The organism is Methylocapsa sp. S129, assembly GCF_009765995.1.
Lineage (GTDB): Bacteria > Pseudomonadota > Alphaproteobacteria > Rhizobiales > Beijerinckiaceae > Roseiarcus.
Genome location: NZ_LMUI01000020.1, coordinates 215,053 through 235,824, shown reverse-complemented (window position 1 = coordinate 235,824; position 20,772 = coordinate 215,053). Strand labels below are relative to the sequence as shown.

The 20,772-nt window shown below is 62.4% G+C and carries 23 protein-coding genes; 9 read left to right on the top strand and 14 right to left on the bottom strand.

Going from position 1 to position 20,772, the window contains the following annotated elements; genetic code table 11:
- Positions 1-46 precede the first annotated feature (46 nt).
- The 9 genes from GSQ90_RS13795 (at position 47) to GSQ90_RS13755 (ending at position 7,851) form a co-directional block, all read left to right on the top strand.
- Positions 47-709: an ABC transporter permease gene (locus GSQ90_RS13795; protein WP_246731595.1), complete on the top strand. Its 663-nt coding sequence runs from the start codon at positions 47-49 to the stop codon at positions 707-709.
- Between the two features lie 5 nt (positions 710-714).
- Complete coding sequence (locus tag GSQ90_RS13790; protein WP_158815401.1) at positions 715-1,452, top strand: ABC transporter permease; 738 nt, start codon at positions 715-717, stop codon at positions 1,450-1,452.
- 355 nt (positions 1,453-1,807) lie between these two features.
- Positions 1,808-2,680, top strand: coding sequence for an agmatinase (locus tag GSQ90_RS13785; RefSeq protein WP_246731594.1), 873 nt, complete (start codon positions 1,808-1,810; stop codon positions 2,678-2,680).
- Between the two features lie 79 nt (positions 2,681-2,759).
- Positions 2,760-3,137: a nuclear transport factor 2 family protein gene (locus GSQ90_RS13780; protein WP_158815399.1), complete on the top strand. Its 378-nt coding sequence runs from the start codon at positions 2,760-2,762 to the stop codon at positions 3,135-3,137.
- A 35-nt stretch (positions 3,138-3,172) separates the two neighbouring features.
- On the top strand, positions 3,173-4,450 hold the full coding sequence (locus GSQ90_RS13775) for an aspartate aminotransferase family protein (protein WP_158815398.1): 1,278 nt from the start codon (positions 3,173-3,175) through the stop codon (positions 4,448-4,450).
- Positions 4,451-4,513: 63 nt separating this feature from the next.
- On the top strand, positions 4,514-4,852 hold the full coding sequence (locus GSQ90_RS13770; protein ID WP_158815397.1) for a hypothetical protein: 339 nt from the start codon (positions 4,514-4,516) through the stop codon (positions 4,850-4,852).
- A 436-nt stretch (positions 4,853-5,288) separates the two neighbouring features.
- A complete protein-coding gene (locus GSQ90_RS13765; protein WP_158815396.1) occupies positions 5,289-6,014 on the top strand; it encodes a LuxR family transcriptional regulator in 726 nt (241 codons plus the stop codon).
- A 95-nt stretch (positions 6,015-6,109) separates the two neighbouring features.
- Entirely contained in the window at positions 6,110-6,742 is a 633-nt protein-coding gene (locus tag GSQ90_RS13760; protein WP_158815395.1) for an acyl-homoserine-lactone synthase, read from the top strand.
- Positions 6,743-6,891: 149 nt separating this feature from the next.
- A complete protein-coding gene (locus tag GSQ90_RS13755; protein ID WP_158815394.1) occupies positions 6,892-7,851 on the top strand; it encodes a LysR family transcriptional regulator in 960 nt (319 codons plus the stop codon).
- Here GSQ90_RS13755 and GSQ90_RS13750 read toward each other — a convergent pair.
- The 14 genes from GSQ90_RS13750 to GSQ90_RS32850 all read right to left on the bottom strand — a co-directional run bounded on the left by GSQ90_RS13750 (position 7,824) and on the right by GSQ90_RS32850 (position 20,764).
- Positions 7,824-8,066 carry a DUF2274 domain-containing protein gene (locus GSQ90_RS13750; protein ID WP_158815536.1) on the bottom strand — a complete coding sequence of 81 codons (243 nt, stop codon included), beginning with the start codon at positions 8,064-8,066 and terminating at the stop codon, positions 7,824-7,826. The two genes, GSQ90_RS13755 and GSQ90_RS13750, sit on opposite strands and share 28 nt — an antisense overlap.
- Before the next feature lie 10 nt (positions 8,067-8,076).
- Positions 8,077-9,243, bottom strand: coding sequence for a TrbI/VirB10 family protein (locus GSQ90_RS13745; RefSeq protein WP_246731593.1), 1,167 nt, complete (start codon positions 9,241-9,243; stop codon positions 8,077-8,079).
- A complete protein-coding gene (trbG, locus tag GSQ90_RS13740; protein WP_158815393.1) occupies positions 9,240-10,229 on the bottom strand; it encodes a P-type conjugative transfer protein TrbG in 990 nt (329 codons plus the stop codon). The genes GSQ90_RS13745 and trbG overlap by 4 nt, the downstream gene beginning before the upstream one ends.
- Positions 10,229-10,909 (bottom strand): conjugal transfer protein TrbF, encoded by a 681-nt coding sequence (gene trbF, locus GSQ90_RS13735; protein ID WP_158815392.1) that lies wholly within the window; start codon positions 10,907-10,909, stop codon positions 10,229-10,231. The genes trbG and trbF overlap by 1 nt, the downstream gene beginning before the upstream one ends.
- Positions 10,910-10,913: 4 nt before the next feature.
- Positions 10,914-12,173: a P-type conjugative transfer protein TrbL gene (gene trbL, locus GSQ90_RS13730; protein WP_158815391.1), complete on the bottom strand. Its 1,260-nt coding sequence runs from the start codon at positions 12,171-12,173 to the stop codon at positions 10,914-10,916.
- 2 nt (positions 12,174-12,175) lie between these two features.
- Positions 12,176-12,505, bottom strand: coding sequence for a putative entry exclusion protein TrbK-alt (gene trbK-alt, locus GSQ90_RS13725; protein WP_158815390.1), 330 nt, complete (start codon positions 12,503-12,505; stop codon positions 12,176-12,178).
- Positions 12,505-13,245 (bottom strand): P-type conjugative transfer protein TrbJ, encoded by a 741-nt coding sequence (gene trbJ / locus GSQ90_RS13720; protein WP_158815389.1) that lies wholly within the window; start codon positions 13,243-13,245, stop codon positions 12,505-12,507. Before trbJ ends, trbK-alt begins: the two co-directional genes overlap by 1 nt.
- Positions 13,242-15,677 carry a conjugal transfer protein TrbE gene (gene trbE, locus GSQ90_RS13715; protein WP_158815388.1) on the bottom strand — a complete coding sequence of 812 codons (2,436 nt, stop codon included), beginning with the start codon at positions 15,675-15,677 and terminating at the stop codon, positions 13,242-13,244. The genes trbJ and trbE overlap by 4 nt, the downstream gene beginning before the upstream one ends.
- Positions 15,678-15,686: 9 nt before the next feature.
- Entirely contained in the window at positions 15,687-15,956 is a 270-nt protein-coding gene (locus GSQ90_RS13710) for a VirB3 family type IV secretion system protein (protein ID WP_158815387.1), read from the bottom strand.
- Positions 15,956-16,282 carry a TrbC/VirB2 family protein gene (locus GSQ90_RS13705; RefSeq protein ID WP_158815386.1) on the bottom strand — a complete coding sequence of 109 codons (327 nt, stop codon included), beginning with the start codon at positions 16,280-16,282 and terminating at the stop codon, positions 15,956-15,958. The genes GSQ90_RS13710 and GSQ90_RS13705 overlap by 1 nt, the downstream gene beginning before the upstream one ends.
- On the bottom strand, positions 16,282-17,199 hold the full coding sequence (trbB, locus tag GSQ90_RS13700) for a P-type conjugative transfer ATPase TrbB (RefSeq protein ID WP_210254901.1): 918 nt from the start codon (positions 17,197-17,199) through the stop codon (positions 16,282-16,284). The genes GSQ90_RS13705 and trbB overlap by 1 nt, the downstream gene beginning before the upstream one ends.
- A gap of 189 nt (positions 17,200-17,388) precedes the next feature.
- Positions 17,389-17,829 (bottom strand): CopG family transcriptional regulator, encoded by a 441-nt coding sequence (locus GSQ90_RS13695; protein ID WP_158815384.1) that lies wholly within the window; start codon positions 17,827-17,829, stop codon positions 17,389-17,391.
- A 6-nt stretch (positions 17,830-17,835) separates the two neighbouring features.
- The gene (locus GSQ90_RS13690) at positions 17,836-19,821 is read right to left on the bottom strand and encodes a conjugal transfer protein TraG (protein WP_158815383.1); all 1,986 of its coding nucleotides are present in this window, start codon (positions 19,819-19,821) and stop codon (positions 17,836-17,838) included.
- 250 nt (positions 19,822-20,071) lie between these two features.
- A complete protein-coding gene (locus tag GSQ90_RS32850; RefSeq protein ID WP_371418377.1) occupies positions 20,072-20,764 on the bottom strand; it encodes a PP2C family serine/threonine-protein phosphatase in 693 nt (230 codons plus the stop codon).
- Between the last annotated feature and the right edge of the window lie 8 nt (positions 20,765-20,772).

Below are 20,772 nucleotides of genomic sequence, written 5' to 3'. Positions count from 1 at the left end.
TATGACCGTTTCGTGGATATCGCAGTTGGTTGAATGGAGTCCAGCCATGTTGGCCGGAGCCAGCATCACCCTCGGCTTGGCGATTGCCACGCTGCCTCCGGGGTTGGCGCTTGGGCTCGCGCTGGCCATGTCCAAGGCATCGGATACGCGTCTCGTGAGGGCTTTCGGTGAAGGAGTTACGACGGTATTTCGCGGCGTTCCCGAACTGCTTACGCTATTCCTCGTCTATTTCGGAGGCCAATATCTGCTCAGCGACCTCTACTCGGCGTTGGAAGGAGGGCAACCGCCGGAGATCAGTCGATTTGCGGCGGGCGTCGTCGCTCTTTCCCTGGTGTTTGCCGCCTATTCGAGCGAGGTCTTGTTCAGCGCCATGCTCGGAATCCATGGCGGCCAAGGCGAGGCGGCCGAAGCGCTCGGCCTCGGAAGGTTCCAGACGTTCCGCTTCGTTGTGTTCCCGCAGCTGATTCGCTTGGCGCTTCCGGGTCTCGCGAACAATTGGCTCTCGCTGGTGAAGGACACAAGCCTCGTCTCGGTAATCGCGCTCCCGGATCTGATGCGACAAACGACGAGCGCAGTGGGCGTGACGAAAGCGCCTTTTGTGATGTTCGGCGCCGCTTGCGTTGTTTACCTGGTTATATCTGCCGCCTCGAGTCTTCTGATCGGGGCCTATTCGTCGTCTCTAAACCGCGGATTTGCTCACGGGAGTTAGCGACGTTGATCAACCTCGTTCTGGAATTCTGGCCCAAGTTGCTGAATGGTCTAATCGTGACCTGCGAACTCGTGGGCCTTTCGATAATCCTCGGATCGCCGCTGGCGCTCATACTCGCGCTGCTACGCGTCCACGGTGATGCCCTCGTTCGGCATTCGGCGTCGCTCTATTGTTTCGCTCTGCGCGGTACACCACTGCTCGCCCAGTTATTCCTCGTCTATTACGGCGCGGGTCAATTCAGGCCTTCGTTGGAGGCGCTCGGCCTATGGCAGTTCTTCCGAAGCCCATTCATATGCACCGTCTTTGCGTTCACCCTCAACACTGCGGCATATCAGGCTGAAATCCTTTACGGCGCTCTTCGGTCAATTGCCCCTGGTCAAGAGGAGGCCGGGAGGATGCTGGGTCTTGGCGCTGTGACGAGGCTGCTGCACCTGCGCCTTCCCCAGGCGCTGATCGTGGCGCTTCGCCCGCTCGGAAACGAGTATGTGATGGTTATGAAGGCGAGTGCATTGGCGTCTGTGGTCACCGTCTACGACTTGATGGGCGAGACGCGCCAAATCTTTGCCAAGACGTTCGATATCGGAATCTACGTGATCGCGGCGCTTATCTACCTAGTTGTCGTCGAACTCTTTCGTCGATTTTGGTCGCTCATTGAACAGCGCATGACCCGGCACATTGGCAATGTATCAATTTCGGCGGTCGGGGATGTGGGAATTGCTTCCGGGAGCGCCGAGGCCGTCTAATCTTTGTTGAGATCGTGGCAGTTCGGATCCGGCAACCCGAAAATGTTCGGAGAGGTATCCTGGGGGCCGACGTCCATCGCTTTTTGAATAATGACGCCGACGTTTTGTCAGCCGGACGGCGGCGGCGGTTATCTGCTACATCTTGCGGCGCGATCATTCAGTCGATTGAGTGCTGGTCGGATTGACAAGAAGGCATCCCGAACGTAGAATTGTCGACAGTCGCCAATTCTCAAGGAGCGCATTGAAATCGATGACTTCGACATCCGCATTTCAGCCCACCGATTCATCGGTAACGCCCCGATACTCTGGAATCGCGACCTTCATGCGATCCGCCAGGGCTGAGATTGCTGCTCCCTTGGATATCGCATTGGTTGGCGTACCATTGGATCTCGGCGCCACCTACCGTTCGGGCGCTCGCCAGGGCCCGGCCGGTGTCCGTGAGGCCTCTCGTCTCATCCGCCAAGTCAACCCTACGACGAAGGTGGCTCCCTACCAGCTTTGCAATATCGGCGACGTGGGAGACGCTCCGACGCACCCGCTTAGCGTCGAGCGCAGCGTCGAACTCGTTCAGGAATTCTACGAGCGCATCCACCGGATTGGCGCGTCCCCGATTTCCGTCGGCGGGGACCATACGGTGCCGCTCCCCATCTTGCGCGCGATCGCAAAAGACCGGCCGCTCGGGTTGGTGCAAATCGATTCTCATTCGGATACCTTCGATGAGTTCATGGGGACGAAGTGCAACCACGCGACGTTTGTGAGGAGGTCTGTTGAAGAGGGGCTGCTCGATCCACGACGGATCGTTCAGATTGGACTCCGCGGGACCCGATACGGCGACGACGACATCGAATACGGATCGCAGGTCGGCATACGCATGATCACGATGGACGAGTACGAAGCGCTGGGCCGTGATGCGGTGATAGATGAAATTCGTCGCGTCGTCGGTAGTGGAAGCACCTATCTCACAATCGATATCGACGGCCTCGATCCTAGGGACGCTCCGGGCACCGGCGTTCCTGAGCCGGGCGGGATATCGATGCGGGACGTGCAAATGATGCTCCGAGCTATTTCAGGTTTGGACGTGGTCGGCGGCGATATTTGCGAGGTCGTGCCGTCCCTGGATCCCACCGGGATGACTTGTATCAACGCTGCCAACTTGATGTTCGAGCTAACCTGCCTTGTTGCTGTTGCCCGGACGCGTAGCGGCCGGACCGCGCAGAGGGCGACGTAGCGTAGAAGGCGCTTTTTATTCCTGTCTGCGGCCATCAACGCGCGGTCGTCCCGCCAGGCAAACCTCAAGCGAGCTCAGCATGAATCCCGTCGACGCCATCCGGCAGATCCTCGAAAAGTACTTTGATGCGCTCTACAGAGGAGATGCCGATCTTTTCGCCGAAGTCCTGCATCCCAAAGGCAGACTATTCTGCAGCACGGATGGTCAACTCGTGGTCATGGATGTTCCCGAGTATTTGGAAGTAGTCAGGCGACGGGAATCGCCTGCCTCGCGGAATGACCGTCGTGAGGATGAAATCGTCTCAATCGAGGTTCCCACATCCACGACGGCGCATGTTCGCGTGAAGGAGCTGTTCTTGCCCAAGCACTTTACCGACGAACTTACCTTACTGTTTGTCGACGATCGCTGGCTGATCGTCTCAAAGGTTTGGCACTTCACTGTCGAAGCAGACGCTTAAGTTGATTTGGGCAAATAAAACTCCGGAAAGATAGAATGTCTCACGCGACTCTCGATCACTCGTCTCGGTCCAGCGCGGATATACTTGACCAATTCGTCGAAAGGTCCTGGCGGGCTAACGCCGCACGCCAGCGAGCCAAGGGGGTCGACTTTGTCATCGGCCGACGGGACGGCGTCTACCTCTGGGATATCGAGGGAAAGCGGCGGATCATTGACTGCGGAACCGGCGGCGGCGTGCATTCGCTCGGCCATCGCCATCCAGAAGTCCTCGCGGCGCTTCGTAAAGCTTTGGACGATGGCCGCGATACTGGTCTGTGGTCGGTTCCAAATGCGGAGTATCTCGAGCTGCAGGATCTGCTCGCGTCGCTTGCTCCCTCTCGCTCGCTGAGCAGGAGCGTCATCACGCTCTGCTCGACCCTGTCAGTCGACATCGCGACAATGTTCGCGTTCCGCATGACCGGACGGCAAAAAGCGCTGGCCTACAGACACGGCTATCATGGGCACTCGGGATTCGCAGCTCTGGTCACAGGCTCACCAGAAGAGGGCATTGTCGGCCACTACAACCTTCCCACAGAACATTCTCGCTTTCTCGAACAATATGGCGACGTCGAAGAACTCGATCGACTACTGCGCGATGACATCGCAGCGTTTATCGTTGAGCCGATCGACTACGAGACATTCAGGCCGGCGACACAGAGCTTCCTCGATGCAGCTACGCGTCTCTGCCGAGAACGAGGCATTGTCTTCATCATCGACGAGACCAGGACTGGACTAGGCCGTACTGGTCGACTTTGGGCCAGCGAACACTACAAGCTTGAACCGGACATGATGGTGACTGGCAAGGGACTTTCCGGTGGGTTGTATCCAGTTAGCGCGGTTCTGATGCGGCAGGAAATTTATGATCGCTGCTTGAACGAGCATCGCTTCGCATATATCTCCAGTCTCGGCGGCAACGAGATCAGTTGCCTCGTCGCGGCGAAGGTGCTCGAAGTGTCGAGCCGTCCCCAGTTCCTTCGCCATGTCTCAGAAGTCAGCGTGGCTCTTCGCGAGCGCTTGACGCAGGTCTGCTCTGCGCATCCAAATCTGCTGACGGGCGTATCCGATTTCGGACTTATCATTACGGTCGAGTTGGCTGATCGATCTGTGGGGCGCCAGCTCTATCGCAATATGTTTGCCGAAGGAGTTCTCTGCCACAGCGTATCTGAAATCGAGCCACCGAGCTTGAAACTGTTCCCACCGTTGGTGCTTACGGCGACGGAGGCTAATCAAATTGCGGATGCTTTGACCCGCGCTGTCGCGGCGATTGATCCATAATCGGGGTGCGAGGGAGCCATGATAACCGACTGGACGGAACCGCCAAGGAAATGAGTTGCTGTGATGACCGTGCGCGATGTGACAGCTTGGCGAGGTCCGCGCGCCAATCTTCTTGATGACACCAGCGAAACAATTGGTGCGGGGACCATTCGCCGCAACGGAATTGTTGCCCAACGTCGGGTGAACAGCAGCGGTTTCAACTCATACCAGAATCGTTTCAATAACGACGCGGCACACTCGTTGAGTGGGATGTTTGCAGATGTGACATCGCCTGTGCTTCGACGGTTATTGCCTCGGGAGAATGATCGCGAGACCATGACTCTCAAAATGACAGATTGCGGCGGCGATGCAGGCGCTCATCTTGCCGTTCGAGCTCCGCGTGTTGCCAGCGGCATCGGCTGAGGTCAGCCGGAAAATGGCGACAAGCGCCTTCGGGCGTTTCCTCCCAGAACTTGCCGGGATCTCGACAGGGATCCCGGCCTTTTTCGAGACAGGTCAGGTCACGCAATCGAGTTCGCAAAATGATGGGACATCGTTTAACAACGGCGCGACGTGCCGCCGTTTCAAATATTCGAAAATTGTTGTCGTTTGGCTCAACGGTCAACTCGGGGTTGACTGGCCATGCCGGGAACCTGCGTGGTCGGATATCATCGAGATTTCGAGGAGGCGACGCATCTATTGCGAGGGGCGCCATAAATCCGCGGAGGTCGCCGTACCGGCGAGGTAATTACTCAGTTATCAGGGCGTGGCTTCGAGAAAATGAAGCACTCAATACCGACTGAACAGTTCCCTCGCGAGCTGTTTCGACGACATCCGGTGCTGTCGTATGAGTATCTCAATGCATCACATCTTTCAGTCCTTTATTGATCGCTTGTCGAGCGCTTCGGACACGGAAACTCTGAGCGCTTCAATGGTCGAGGCTGCGGCGGCGCTCGACCTTACATGCTTTGCGTACCTATCTATCGCTCCTCGGCCTGGCTCAGCTCCGCAACTGATATCGAACTACCCATCGGCATGGACGGCGCACTATCTGCAAAACCGTTACGAACGCTTTGATCCTGTCATCCTTCAGGCCCTCGACCGTCCTGAACCTTTCGAGTGGGGCCTCGGACTCGGGGCGACGACGCAATCCAATCCTCAACGTGAGCTGTTCGATGAGGCCGCCAGGTTTGGCATCCGCTCTGGGTTCACGATTCCAATTCACGATACTCGCGGCCCGGTCGCCGCGGTGACCTTCGCCGCAGACGAGCGACAACCGGCATTCGAACGGTGCATCGGCGAACACGGCCGCGTGCTTCAACTCATGGCGATGTACTTCCACGCTCATGCCCGACGCAAACTCGCTCCTGACCGGTTCGTCGACGGCGTGTCGTTGTCCCCACGCGAATTCGAATGCCTAGAGTGGACCGCCCAAGGCAAGTCCGCCTGGGAGATCGGACGCATCCTCGGCATTTCTCGGCGCACCGCGTCATTCCATCTCGACAATGCCAAAGCGAAGCTCGGCGTTCATTCAAACTGCCAAGCGGTGGCCCGGCTTGTCGCCTCGAGACCCATGATGCAGTGAGTCACCCTGAGCCGCCATCCTGTGCAACCGCACAGGATGTATCGACACATCAACTCGCCTCCGATGCTGGACGTTCAGCAATCGAGGAGGCGATGATGATTCAGTTGATTACGGTTGATCACTACGGCAGCTTTGTTGGAGAGATCGCGGAGATGCATCGTCTGCGCTACCGCGTGTTCAAGAAGAGGTTGGATTGGGACGTCCAGATTAGCGGCGATATGGAAATCGACGACTTCGATGCGCTCCGTCCCGCTTATTTGCTGCTGAGAGCGAACGACGGCCGTGTCCAGGGTTGTGTGCGCCTGCTTCCGTCTACTGGCCCCACCATGCTGCGTGATACATTTCCGATATTGTTGGACGGAGCCCGCGCCCCAACGAGCTCGACCATCTGGGAGAGCAGCCGCTTCGCGCTCGATATTCCTGCCGATGCGCCGAAAGCAGGGCACGGCCTCGCCAGCGCGACCTATGAGCTTTTAGCCGGCATGATCGAGTTCGGCCTGTCACGACTGCTCACCGAAATCGTCACGGTCACCGATGCTCGAATGGAGCGGATCCTGCGCCGCGCGGGCTGGCCGTTGCGGCGGATTGCTGAACCACGCGTGCTCGGGGCGACCCAGGCGGTCGCGGGCTATCTCGAGGTTTCGGTCGAGAGCTTGGCGCGCGTCCGTTCCGCCGGCGGGGTTCGTGCCCCAGTGCTCTGGGCGCCAGTGGCGCAGGCTGCAGCGTGAGAAGCCAGCAACGACAACGCTAACACTTCGGATAGGGGAGCTCGCTTCATGGCGAAAGGAGCAGCCCGCTTGTCTTCATGCCTCTCGTGGTGGGCGCTTTTGAGGCGCGTCGCAACCCGAAACGGCACAGAGGGGTCAGGTGCAGGATTATGACGAATGAACGTAGAAGCGCAGATACGCTCCTTCGAGGTAGATCCTCGGCTTTCACCCTTCAGCATCTTAGATATGCGATATCGGCTGAGGATCACGGGAGCTTTCGACAGGCCGCCGAGGCGCTGCTGCTTCGGCAGTCCAAGTTAAGTCGCTGCATTCGCCAGCTTGAAGAATCGATCGGCATGGTCGTGTTCGAGCGATCGAGCGGCGGCGTGCGGGCGACGAACGCCGGGCAAAAATTTCTGCGCGCCGCCCGGTCGATTCTCGAGCAAATGGACGCACTGGTGGCAATCGCGAATAGAACAGGTCGCGGCGAAGCCGGGCAGCTGGCGATCGGTTTTTACACTTCGCTTTCAAACGGAAATCTGCGCGCGACGCTGATGGACTATGCGCGACGGTTTCCGCAAATCGAAATCAGCATGTTTGAGAGCTCGCGACTACGCCTCGCCACCGCTGTCCGAAACGGCGGACTGGACATCGCGATCGTTACGGGGGAATCGCCTTTGCTTGACTGCAAAGCTGCGCCGCTCTGGAGCGAGCGGATTCTTGTAGCCGTACCGGAAGGCCATCGGCTGGCCGCGAGCGAGACCGTCTACTGGACCGACCTGAGAGGCGAAACCCTTTTGTTGAACCAGGACGACCCAGGCGAGGAGTTCCAAGATCTCCTCGTCACGAAGCTTGCCTCATCAGAGGATCGGCCCAGGGTCTTGCGCCATGACGTGAGCCGCGGGAGTCTCAAAAACCTCGTTGGCGCTGGATTCGGCGTCAGCCTGGTCACGGAAGCCGGCATTGGGTTGACTTTTCCCGGCTTGATCTACCGGGAGGTGCGCGACGGCGCCGGTGCGTCCAGGGTTGGCTATTCTGCCCATTGGAGGGGAGACAATGAAAATCCCGCGTTGGCAAGTTTTCTGACGCTTCTTGGCGAACGCTATCCGTTGCCAGTCGTTGGCGGCTGACGTCCGCGGCGCGATTTTGCGAACGCTCGATCGGTCGCCATGAATCGCGCCAGCATTGGGGCGATGAGTTTTCCCGGTTCGGCAACCGACTGTCCCGTTTCCCTTCCAAGTGTCTGTGCGTAGGCTATGAGATCGCGATGCAATGCCGCGGGGAGCTCGACGGCGAGTCTGACCGGCTTGTCGTCTTCAATTGCGCCGAGCTTCAGTTTAGACATTTTCATAGGCTCATCCTTTATTTGGTTCGAGCACCAGATCGCGGTTGACGATCACCCGCACAGGAAAGCCGGGTCGGATCGTAATCGTCGGTTGGATATTCAGGGAACGACTTACAACCTGCTGTCCAACTTGATTCACGCCTTGCGAGCCGCCTTGCTGGATCGCCTGAACGAGCGAATTCCCGTTATTACTCATGCCAACCTCGGAGCCGACGCTCAACACGGTCGAAAGGATCGCTGCTTTGAACAGCATGCCCCAATGGTAGTCGACCTGGTCTTCGACGCCGGCATAGCCTTCTGTGTCGGCGCCGGGCTGGCGTTCGAGGACGATCGATCGGCCGTTGGGCATGATCAGCCGATTCCAGACGAGCAGCGCCCGCGACTGACCGAAGGCGACCTGAGCATCGTACTGCCCGATCAGCCGCGCGCCCTGTGGGATCAGCAGAAACTTCCCCGTCGGCGAGTCATAGACATCTTCCGTCACCTGCGCCGTGACCTGTCCGGGCAGATCGGAACGAAGGCCGGTGAGCAATGCGCCCGGGATCACGGCGCCCGCCTGCAGCACATAGGGGCTGGGCGGCGCCTCGACGCGATCTGCGCTCACGGTCCGGCGGTCGACGTTTCCGTTGAGGAACGCGAGCTTGTGATCCTGAGAGGTCAGATCGTTTGAGACCGCCGCAGCCGTCGCGGCGGCCGCCTGAGCGGGCGCCGTGAGAGATGCGGGGATGACCGGTCCGACATTGGTCGTCGCGAAGAGATGGCTGGTCAGCGCCGCCTCCTGTTCCTGCGCTTCGCGTTGCTGAGTCGGATCCGACGCCATGCTGGGCGCCGGCGCGCCGGCGTTGAGGATCGGTCTGCCGAGATCGCCAGGCAGCGGCGGGCCCAGCCTGGGCGTTCCGTGCGGCAGGCCCGAATAGTCCTGGGGCAGATTGGCGAGCCCGTCCGGCGTGTTTCGGTTATCGGTGCTGTAGAGTTCGGAGCCGGTCGGCTTGCGCTGCGGCTGCAGCGCGAGGAAGAGTGCGCCGCCGATGCCGACGGCCGCGACCGCGCCGAGCCCTATCAGCACCCGCCGCGACAGCCGTGTTACAGGCGATCGGCGGGACCGCAGGCGCATCCCCTGTGCCGGCCGTTCGCCTCCGGCGGGCGGCGGCGCCTCGTCGCGTGGGGCGTCCGTCACTGCTGCGGTCTCCCGTCGGTGCGAACAATCCGGACCCTCTTCTGATGCTCGCCGCCGAGCCTGAGCTCCGCCGCGGCGAACAACCGATCGACGATCATGTGATGGTCCTGAACGCGGTAGTTCACGAGCTCGGCTCCGCCTTCCGCGCCGATCACCCAGAGCGGGGGCATCTCGCCGCGGCGAATGCCCGTCGGAAACTCGATGAACACCTGCCGCCCGTCGTCGAACGCGCGCAGTGGCCTCCAGGGAGGCGTATCGCCTTCGATCTCGTAGCGGAAGTTCAGCGCATTGACGTCGACGCCACTCGCGACCGGCGCCGCGGCTTCCGCGATGACGTTCTGTTGCCGCAGCGCGATCAACTGGTCCTGCGAATAGGTCCAGGACACCGAGGCCATATAGGTCTTATCGTCCGACCGCAGTTCGAGATGGTAGGTGCGCCGGTCTGTATTGACGATGAGATTGCTCATCAGGTCCGGCCGCGTCGGTTTCACCAGGATATGGACGCGCTTGGTGGCGCCCGCTCCGCTTTCGGTGTCGCCGACGATCCAGCGCACGGTGTCGCCGGCGGCGACCGGGCCGGAGCCGACGAGCTGCTCGCCCGCCTCGAGCGCGATGTCGGTGATCTCGCCGGGGGCCGAATAGACCTGATAGAGCGCCCCCTCGGAGAACGGATAGACCTGAATCGCGTTGAGGTAGCCCGCCCGCGTTGGCTGCATGCGTGCTTCGTCGTTGGCGTGGTCGACGCGCGTGCGAGGATCGGTAGCCTCGGGCGGTTCGGTCTTCGCGCCCGGCAACGGCTTGAGCTGGCCGGGCAAGGGAAGAAGCTTGGGGACCTCGACGACCTTCACCGGCTTCGGCGGATTCGGCTGTAGAACCGCTTGGCGCGGCGTGTCGTCGTAGGCGATCTCGGGCGGTTTCCACGCCGTCGTGCAAGCGCCGAGAGAGAGCCCCGACGTCAGAATAATCGCGAGAGAGGGGAAGCGCATCAGCCGAGCTCCTTGGACCAGTTGAGGGCGTGGACGTAGACGCCGAGCGGGTTCTTCTTCAGCCGGTCTGCGTCGGTCGGCGGCTGGACGACGATTGTGATGATCGCGCTCCAGCGTTCGGTGGCGGTCAGCGCGTCGTCGACATAGCGCCGCTCGGTCCAGGCGACGCGAAAGCTGTCGCTCGAGGCGCGGATGACGCTTGCGACATCGATCGAGACTTGCGTCTTGTCGATTTTGGAGAAGGGATCGTTGGTCCGCGCGTAGTCGTTGAGCGTGAGAGCGCCTTTGTCGGTGACGTAATTGTAGGCTTCGAGCCAGTTCTGCCGCAGCACGACCGGATCGGCGGGAATGCCGCGCACTTCTTGGATGAATCGCGCGAGATGCCACGCAATCTGCGGATCAGTCGGACGATAATCGGCGATCGCCGGCGCTACCGCTTGTGACTGGCCGAGCTTGTCGACTTGCACCACCCAGGGCGTCACCGTCCCTCGCGCGGATTGCCAGACGAGGCCCGCGGTAAGCCCGCCGCTGAGGAACAGCATCCCAAAGAAGGCAAGCCGCCAGTTCTTGGCCTGAACGCGCGCGGAGCCGATGCGCTCGTCCCAGACCTGGCCGGCGCGCTGATAGGGGGTCTCTGGTTCGGGGGTCCGGCCATAGCGCACGGTCGGTCGCTGGAACATTATTTCAGTCTCCTTCTGAGAGATCGACGCCGCCGCCGCTGCTCGGATGATCGCCGGAACGAAGGGCATGCTCGACGGCGCTGACGCCGCGGCTGATGGCTTGATTTCGTTTCATACGCCGCACCCACGCCGGCGGGCCCGAGGTCTCGGCTTGGCTGGGAGCGCTCGAAGCGGGTGAGCCCGCTTCGCCCATCCCGGCCTGGCTTTCGGTCGCAGGGTTTCCGCCGAGGCCGGATGCGGCCGCCCGAAGCGGACTGGAGGCGGACGACGCGTCGGCCTCGGCGCCTGTGGCGCTGCCACCGCGAAAGGCGGTCACGGCTCCGCCGATTACGGATGCGCCCGATCGCGCGCCGCCCGCGATCGCGCTGCCGGCTGCGCCGATGCCGCCGGCCGCCAGACTCGCTCCAGCGAAGCCCGCGCCGGCGACCGCCATCCCCGTTCCCACCGCCGCGCCCGCGCCAAGTTGCGGGCCTCCGGCAATGAGGCCGTTCGCGATGCCGGGTCCGAAGATCGTGAGGCCGAGCATCGACAAGGCCGCGAGGATCAATGTCAGGGCGTCGGTGATCGTCGGTGGATTGTTCAGAACGCTGGTGAACTGACCAAAGATCGTCGAGCCGATGCCGACGATCACGGCGAGCACGAGAATCTTCACGCCCGATGAAACGACGTTGCCCAATACCTTCTCCGCCAAAAAGGCGGTGCGTCCGAAAAGGCCGAAGGGCACGAGGACGAAGCCCGCCAGCGTCGTCAGCTTGAATTCGATCAGGCTCACGAAAAGCTGGATCGCCATGATGAAGAAGCTGATGACGAGGATGGCCCAGGCAAGGAGCAGGATGACGATCTGGACAAAATTGTCGAAGAAGCTGGCGAAGCCCATCAACCCGGAGATCGCGGTGAGGATCGGCTGGCCCGCCGTGACGCCGACTTGAGCGACCCGGCCCGGCTGAAGAAGCTGCGCCTGGCTCATCGTCCCGCCGCTGGCTTCGATGCCGAGGCCGGCGAAGGAGTTATAGATGATTTGAGCGAGATTGTTGTAGTTGCCGATGATGAAGGCGAAGACGCCGATATAGAGGGTCTTCTTGATCAGCCGTGCGAGCACGTCCTCGTCAGGCGCCATCGCCCAGAGCAGGCCGGCCAGCGTGATGTCGATGCCGATCAGCACGCCGGCCAGCCAGCGCACATCGCCTTGCACGAGGCCGAAGCCGGAATCGATATACTGGGTGAAGACGCCCAGGAAATTGTCGATGACGCCTGTGCCGCCCATCGTCAGCGATCCTCGACCCTGGTGGGGGCCTTATGTTCGGTCGTTGGATCGATCGAGTTCGCGTCCGTAGGAGGAGCCGCGAAGAAGCGTCGACGATTCTCAGCCCAGGCGGCTTTGCAGCCGGGGTCGTCCTCCGCGGCCATGCCGAGGCCCTGGCAGCGGACAAGCTCTCGCGCGAGCGGATCACTTGGCGTCGAAGGAGCAGGCGGAGGCGCATGCTCCAAGGCGTCGCTGCGTCGAAAATGAACAGCGATCACCACTACAATCGCCGCGACAGCGACGAAACCCAGCGCGCGGCCAAACGCGCCAAGGTTGGCAATTGGGCGGCGCATCAGTGGAACATCTGCGCGGAGCCGGCTTGGTAGCCCCCGCCGTAATTGAGAAAGTTCGTGAGTTGCTGCTGTGCCTGAGCCTGGTTCGCGACGACGCGCGCGCCTTCCAGGCTCTGCGCGTGGGCGATCGCCGCCATGACCGCGGTCAGATCGGCGAGTTGCGTCGTTTGCAGGGCGATCAACTGGTTGCCGGACTGGGCGGCCTGGAGCGCACCAGATGCCGATTGGCTCGAAGAGGTCAGGGCGTTGATCTGCGTGCGCGTCGTATCGAGGTTCTGGACGACGCCCGCCTGCACCTGCATGGCGTTCTGAAAGCCGGTAAGCGAGTTCTGCCACCGGGTTTGCGCAGCGGCGAGGAGCTGTTGTGAGGAGGTGGAGCTGGAGTAGCTCTGGGGATAGGCCTGGGTGAACGCTTGGTTGATGGTGGTGACGCTATACGCGATGCCCTGGGCCTGGGCGAGAAGCTGCTCGGTTCTCGTGATCGACTGCTGGAGCTGTGCCAGTGACGAATAGGGCAGGCTCGCTAGGTTCTTCGCCTGATTGATGAGCGACGTCGCTTGATTCTCGAGGCTCTGAATCTCGTTGTTGACCTGCTGCAGCTCGCGCGCGGCGGTGAGGACATTCTGCGAGAAGTTCGTCGGGTCGTAGACGATCAATTGCGCGTGGGCGGGGATGGCCGTCGCGGCAAATGAGAGAGCCGCGGCGCCTGCGAGCAGCGCCGCGCGGAAATGATTGATCATTGGGGAATCTCCTGGTCAGGATTGACGAGCATGTCCACTGCCCAATCGAGGCCTTTGCCGCGAAGCCACGCGGCGACGAATCCTTCGCGGCCATGCGCGGCGAGCGCCTCCGCGATGGCAGCCTGGTCGGTCTTGGAAGAAGCGGCGGCGAAGGCGAGCGCGACTTCGCTCAAGCCGAGATCGAACAGGCGGTTGCCACGGCGGGACTGGCAGTAATAGTCGCGCTTCGGCGTCGCGAGGCTGAGGATTTCGATCTGGCGATCGTTGAGGCCAAAGCGGCGATAGATGGTCGCGATCTGCGGCTCCAGCGCGCGCTCGTTGGGCAGGAAGATGCGGGTCGGGCAGCTCTCGATGATTGCCGGCGCGATCGCCGAGCCGTCGATGTCGGCGAGCGACTGCGTGGCGAAGATCACCGAGGCGTTCTTCTTCCGGAGCGTCTTCAGCCATTCGCGAAGCTGCCCCGCAAAGCCCTTGTCGTCGAGCGCGAGCCAGCCCTCGTCGATCATGAGCAGCGTGGGGCGCCCGTCGAAGCGATCCTCGATGCGATGGAAGAGATAGGAGAGGACCGTCGGCGCGGCGCCGGCGCCGATGAGGCCTTCGGTCTCGAAAGCCTGGACCTCGGCTTCGCCGAGCCTTTCGGCCTCGGCGTCAAGCAAACGGCCCCAAGGGCCGGCGACGGTATAGGGCTGCAACGCCTGCTTCAGCGCGTTCGACTGCAGGAGAACCGACAGGCCGGTGATGGTCCGCTCGGCCGCAGGCGCGGAACTGAGCGACGTCAGCGCCGACCACAGATGCTCCTTGAGCTCCGGCGTGATCACAACCGTTTCGCGCGCGAGCAGCGTCGCGATCCAATCGGCCGCCCAGGCGCGTTCGCCGGCGTCGTCAATCCGCGCGAGCGGTTGCAAGGCGACGGGCTCGGCGACGTCGTCGGCCAGCGCGCCGCCGAGGTCGTGCCAGTCGCCGCCCATGGCGAGCGCCGCGGCGCGGATCGAACCGCCGAAGTCGAAGGCGAAAATCTGCGAACCGGGATAGCGGCGGAACTGCAGCGCCATCAGTGCCAGCAGCACGCTCTTTCCCGCGCCCGTCGGGCCGACGATCAAGGCATGGCCGACGTCGCCGACATGAAGTGAGAACCGGAACGGCGTCGCCCCTTCCGTCTTCGCGAATAACAATGGCGGGCCCTTGAAATGCTCATCCCGTTCCGGCCCGGCCCAGACCGCCGAGAACGGCATCATATGGGCGAGATTCAAGGTCGAGATCGGCGGCTGACGGACATTGGCGTAGACATGGCCGGGTAGGCTGCCGAGCCAGGCCTCGATCGCATTCACCGTCTCGCGCATGCAGGTGAAGTCGCGACCCTGGACAGTCTTCTCGATCAGGCGCAGCCGATCGTCGGCGACGCCCGCGTCCTCGTCCCAGACCGTCACGGTTGCGGTGACATAGGCCTCGCCGACGAGATCGGAGCCGAGCTCCTGCAAGGCCAGGTCGGCGTCGAGCGCCTTGTTGGCGGCGTCCGAGTCCATCAGGACCGAGGCCTCGTTGGTCATCACCTCTTTCAGGATCGCCATGATCGACTTGCGCTTGGCGAACCATTGCCGACGGATGCGGGCGAGCACTTTGGTCGCGTCGGTCTTGTCGAGGCAGATCGCGCGCGTTGACCAGCGGTAGGAGAAGGCGAGCCGGTTGAGATCGTCGAGCAGCCCCGGCCAGGTCTGCGACGGGAAGCCCATGATGGTCAGCGTGCGCAGGTTGGCGCCGCCCAGCCGCGGCTCGAGGCCGCCGATCAGTTCCTCGTCGGGCAGGAAGGCATCGAGATGCATCGGCGTCTCAGGCACGCGCACCTGCTGGCGGCGCGTCGAGATGCAGGAATGGAGGTAGGTCAGCGTCTCCTCGTCATCGAGCCAGTCGGCCTCGGGCATGAAACCTTCGATCAGCGCTAGCACGCGGTCGGTGCGGTCGATGAAGCCAGTGAGCGCGCCGCGCCAATCGGCGCCGCCACGGGCGCGGTTCTCGTAGAGCCACGCCTCGGCGCGTGCGGCGTCCTCGGCCGGCGGTAGCCAAACCAGTGTCAGAAAGTACTGGCTCTCGAAATGGGCGCCTTCTTCCTCGAACTGCGCCCGACGCTCGGCGTCGACCAGCCTCGAAGCGGCGTCCGGAAAGACGCTTTCGGGATAGCTGTTGCCAGGTAAGCGCTGCGCCTCGACGAAGATCGCCCAGCCCGAGCCCAAACGGCGTAGTGCGTTGTTCAGGCGACCCGTAATTGCGACGAGCTCGGCCGAGGTCGCGGAATCGAGATCAGGCCCTCGAAACCGCGCGCTGCGCTGGAACGAGCCGTCCTTGTTCAGGATGACGCCCTTCTCGACAAGCGCCGCCCAGGGGAGGAAGTCGGCAAGGGTCTGAGATCGGCGGCGGTATTCGGCGAGGTTCATCATCCCAACGCCTCACGCGGTCATGTGTTGGGGGTAGCGCAGATGACGGCGCACCACGTCGACGAAGGCGGGATCGCGCTTGGCGGCCCAGACCGCGGCGAGATGGCCGACCAGCCAAATCGCCGCGCCGACGATCCAGAGGCGAAGCCCGAGCCCAACCGCGGCGGCGAGCGTGCCGTTGATGATGGCCACGGCCCGTGGCGCGCCGCCGAGTAGAATCGGTTCGGTGAGGGCGCGATGGACGGGCGCGTAGAAGCCGGCGATGGATTCAGCCCGTTCCATCAGATCAGCACTCCGCCGCCGAACTGGAAGAAGGACAAAAAGAAGGAACTCGCCGCGAAGGCGATCGACAGGCCGAACACGATCTGGATCAGCCGCCGAAAGCCGCCCGAGCTTTCACCGAAGGCCAGCGTCAGACCGGTGATGATGATGACGATCACCGACATGACCTTCGCAACGGGACCTTGGATCGATTCCAGGATCTGATTGAGGGGCTGCTCCCACGGCATGTTCGAACCGGCAGCGAAGGCAGGTCCCGTGACAATAATCACGGCGACGAAAGCGGACGCTGCCGCCAGCCGATGGCGCAGACTTTGGAAGAGCGGCATCATGGTTCTCCTGCGGATGAAAGCACGTAGTCTCCGCTCGAACTCAGCCCTCTCACCGCGGCCAATTCGGCGAGCCTGCGAGCGGAGCCGCGGCCTGCGAGGACGGCGATCAGGTCGATCGTTTCGGCGATGAGGGCTCGTGGGACGGTGACGACCGCCTCCTGGATGAGCTGCTCGAGGCGGCGCAGCGCGCCGATCGCGGAGCCAGCGTGCAGCGTGCCGACGCCGCCGGGATGGCCGGTGCCCCAAGCCTTCAGAAGATCGAGCGCTTCGGCGCCACGGACCTCGCCCACGGGTATGCGGTCCGGCCGCAACCGGAGCGCTGAGCGCACGAGATCGGAGAGCGAGGCCGCGCCGTCCTTGGTGCGCAGCGCGACCAGGTTCGGCGCGGCGCATTGCAGCTCGCGGGTATCCTCGATCAGCACCACGCGGTCATTGGTCTTGGCGACTTCCGCGAGGAGCGCGTTGACCAAGGTGGTCTTGCCGGTCGAGGTGCCGCCGGCGACGAGAATGTTCTTGCGCTCGCGAACGCCGACGCGCAGCAACTCCGCCTGCGCCTCGGTCATGATGCCGGCCGCGACATAGTCGCCAAGAGTGAACACCGCGACCGCCGGGCGGCGGATCGCAAAGCATGGCGCCGCCGCCACAGGGGGAACTAGGCCCTCGAACCGCTCCCCGCTTTCCGGCAGCTCGGCCGAGACGCGCGGCGATCCCGAATGAACCTCGACGCCGACATGATGCGCGACAAGTCGAAGAATGCGCTCGGCGTCCGCCGGCGCGATGCGACAGCCGGTGTCCTCCAATCCTCCGGACAATCGATCAATCCAGAGCCGGCCGTCGGGATTGAGCATCACTTCGACGATGCTGGGGTCTTCGAGATAACCGGCGATTGCAGGTCCAAGCGCCGTGCGCAGCATGCGCGCGCCGCGGGCGAAGGCTTCGGATCGAAAAGGAATGGCAGTCAACCGGAATCCCCGCAATCTCGCCTCATTCAGGCGATGGATCAGCGGGTCGACTAAAAAGGGCCGAAAGCGGGGAAGAGCAACAAGCTCATGAGGAGAGTAGGGCCGTGGCGTAGAAAGACAGGAGGACGGCGGAATCAAGGGCTATGACGGCTCGGTCGCTTTAGCGGTCGCCGACCGCGTGGGATCGACATCGGCGACAATCTCGTCTGAGAGCGTTCGCCCTCGCGCCAATCGCCGACCCAGGGCCTCCACGAAGCCCTCATACCGCTCTCGGCCCTTCGCCTGGGCGGCGGGCAGCGCCGTGTCAGGCAGGGGCGGCGTGCTGGTCAGCCAGAAGCGTACGAAGACCGCCAAGGCCTCGTTCGAGATCGTGACATGGCGCTCGAGACGCTCGAGGTGTCGCGTCATTCGATCGAGCCGCCGCGCCAGCGCCGCCTCCAGGCGATCGGCCCCGTCGGGCGACAGATGAGAGGCGAGCGCAGCCTCGACCACCAGCGCCTGCGGCACGCCTTTCCTGGCGGCATAGTCGGCAAGTTTGCCCGCGAGATCGGGCGGCAGGCGGAACGTATGCTTGGTGCGCATCTGGCGTCACATCCGCAGGTCGTCGCCGGGATCGAGCGGAGCTTGTCGGACGGCATTGCCGAAATTGCGCTGCATGGCGTGGAGGCGCTGCGCTTCGTCGTCGGGTTCGTCTTCGATCGGCTCGAATTCGTGAAGGGAGCTCTTCGGCGCCGGCGCAATGTCCTCGTGCTCCGGCAACTCCGGCTCACGGCGGATGCCGCCGTTAGCTGGGTCTTCGGTCGAGGCGGCCGCTGGCGCCGCGACGAGGGCGCCGGTCCAATCGCCTTGGCCCGGGCCCGTCGGAATGCTCGGACCGAACGAACCCTTGGGAGACTCGAGGATAGGCGGCGGCAGGATGCGCACTCTCATCTCCGCATCCTCGAAATAGCGCGCCTTCTTCGCCCGGATCGGATTACAGCCGGAGACCAGCACGAGTTCGTCCTCTGGCGGCAACTGCATCACTTCGCCTGGGGTCAGCAAGGGCCGCGCCGTCTCCTGGCGCGACACCATCAAATGGCCAAGCCAGGGGCTGAGCCGATGGCCGGCATAGTTCTTCATCGCGCGCATCTCGGTCGCCGTGCCGAGCGCGTCCGACACACGTTTGGCCGTCCGCTCGTCGTTGGTCGCGAAGCTCACGCGGACATGGCAATTGTCGAGGATCGAATTGTTCTGGCCATATGCCTTCTCGATTTGGTTCAGCGACTGGGCAATCAGGAAGCTCTTCAGGCCGTAGCCAGCCATGAAGGCGAGCGCACTCTCGAAGAAGTCGAGTCGGCCGAGCGCTGGGAACTCGTCCAACATCAGCAGGAGCCGATGACGGCGACCCTTCGATTCCAACTCTTCGGTCAGACGGCGGCCGATCTGGTTGAGGATTAATCGCACGAGCGGCTTGGTGCGGCTGATGTCGGACGGCGGCACCACAAGATACAGGCTAGCGGGCGCCTTCCCCTCGACGAGGTCGCGGATGCGCCAATCGCATTGCCGCGTGACGGTCGCGACGACGGGGTCGCGATAGAGGCCGAGGAACGACATCGCCGTCGACAGGACGCCGGAGCGCTCGTTGTCGCTTTTGTTGAGGAGCTCGCGCGCCGAGCTGGCAACGACCGGATGGACGCCGCGCTCGCCCAAATGCGGCGTTGTCATCATCGCGCGCAGGGTCGTCTCGATCGGGCGGCGTGGATCGGACAAGAAATTGGCGACGCCGGCGAGCGTCTTGTCTGCCTCGGCATAAAGGACATGCAGAATCGCGCCGACGAGGAGTGAATGGCTAGTCTTTTCCCAATGATTGCGACGCTCCAATGCGCCCTCGGGATCGACCAACACGTCGGCGATGTTCTGGACGTCGCGGACTTCCCACTCGCCGCGCCGGACTTCCAGCAGAGGATTGTAGGCAGCGCTCAACACATTGGTTGGATCGAACAGAAGCACCCGACCGAAGTGCGCGCGCCAGCCGGCCGTCAGAGTCCAGTTTTCGCCCTTGATGTCGTGGACGATCGCCGAGCCGGGCCAGGTGAGAAGCGTGGGAACCACGAGACCGACGCCCTTGCCGGATCGTGTCGGCGCGAAGCACAGGACATGCTCGGGGCCGTCATGGCGAAGGTATTCGTCGCCCCAGCGGCCGAGCAGCACGCCGTCGGTTCCGAGAAGATCAGCGCCGCGGACCTCTTGCGCTTCCGCCCAGCGCGCCGATCCATAGGTGGTGACGCGCTTTGCTTCCCGCGCCCGCCAGACAGACATCGCGATCGCGATGACGATCGATGCGAACCCGCCCGACGCAGCGATATAGGCGCCTTCGACGAAGATATCGCGCGCGTAGGCGTCGTAGGCAAACCACCACCAGAAGAAGGCCGCGGGTTGATAGACCGCCCAGCCGAGAAGCCTGAACCAGGGACGGCCGAGCTGCGGTTGGAAGGCCAGACGCCACGCGACCCATTCCGTCGCGCCCCAGACGAAGGCCAGCGCGACGGCGCTGACAAGGAGAAGCTGGCTCCAAAGGATCTTGGTCGCATGCATCGCGACCAAGTATCAACGGTAGGTGAGGGTAGAGAGCAAGCCCAAATGTACAAAGCTCGTAGACGGGGACGCCCCGGCGTGTAAAATCGGATGGCTTGGGCGTTGCTACGTAGCATATTGCCGTGCTCAGAGGATACGGATCGCGGGCGAACGCCATGTCAATTGCCGAAACCGCAAATCGTGCGCGCTGCGGGTTGGCGCGCTGGAAATCCGCGATTGACCCGAGAGTGGGATATTGGCGAGCACGAAATTAGCTGGAGATTACGTAGACCGCTGTGAGGTTGTCGCTGCTGCCCCGCTCAAGGGCAAGGTCCATCAGGGTTTCTATAGCGACTGCGGGATCTACCTTCCGGACCAATTGAAGATCAACCTTTGTCAAGTGACCATAGAACCCGTCAGTGCAGATCAAGAAGCCCTTCCAGTCAGTGAGGGCAGGTTCCGTAGTATCCGGAATTGACTGCGAGTGCGCGCCACCGAGGAACCGAGTGATAGCTCGGGGGTCGGCCATCGATCTATGATCGATCGTGAGCTGCGTGGCCCCATCATCGTCCAATCCATATACGCGGGAGTCCCCGATGTTGAACACGACGACGCGTCCTTGACTGAGGGTAACTCCTGCTGCAGTGGTCGCAGGTCGCCACTCTTTTGTGGCACTAGACCGGATAATAGCGGAGGTGTTTGCTATTGCGCGCTCGACGGTTAGCCGAGAATTAGGGGCGTAAGTCATAGACCCAATGCAATCGACCGCCTGTTCGGCTGCCCATCGGCCACCTTCGCTGCCGCCAACGCCATCCGCGACCACGAAGGCGACACCCGCTTCGACGAGTCGGCCGTGTCGGAATAGCGGGGCCTCGGTGTCACCTGATTTCAGGCCGGCCAAGCTGAATCTGTCTTGGTTCTCGGACCGGTGGCCGCGCTTTGTCGTTCCCCAAGCCTGAAACACGTCAGTCA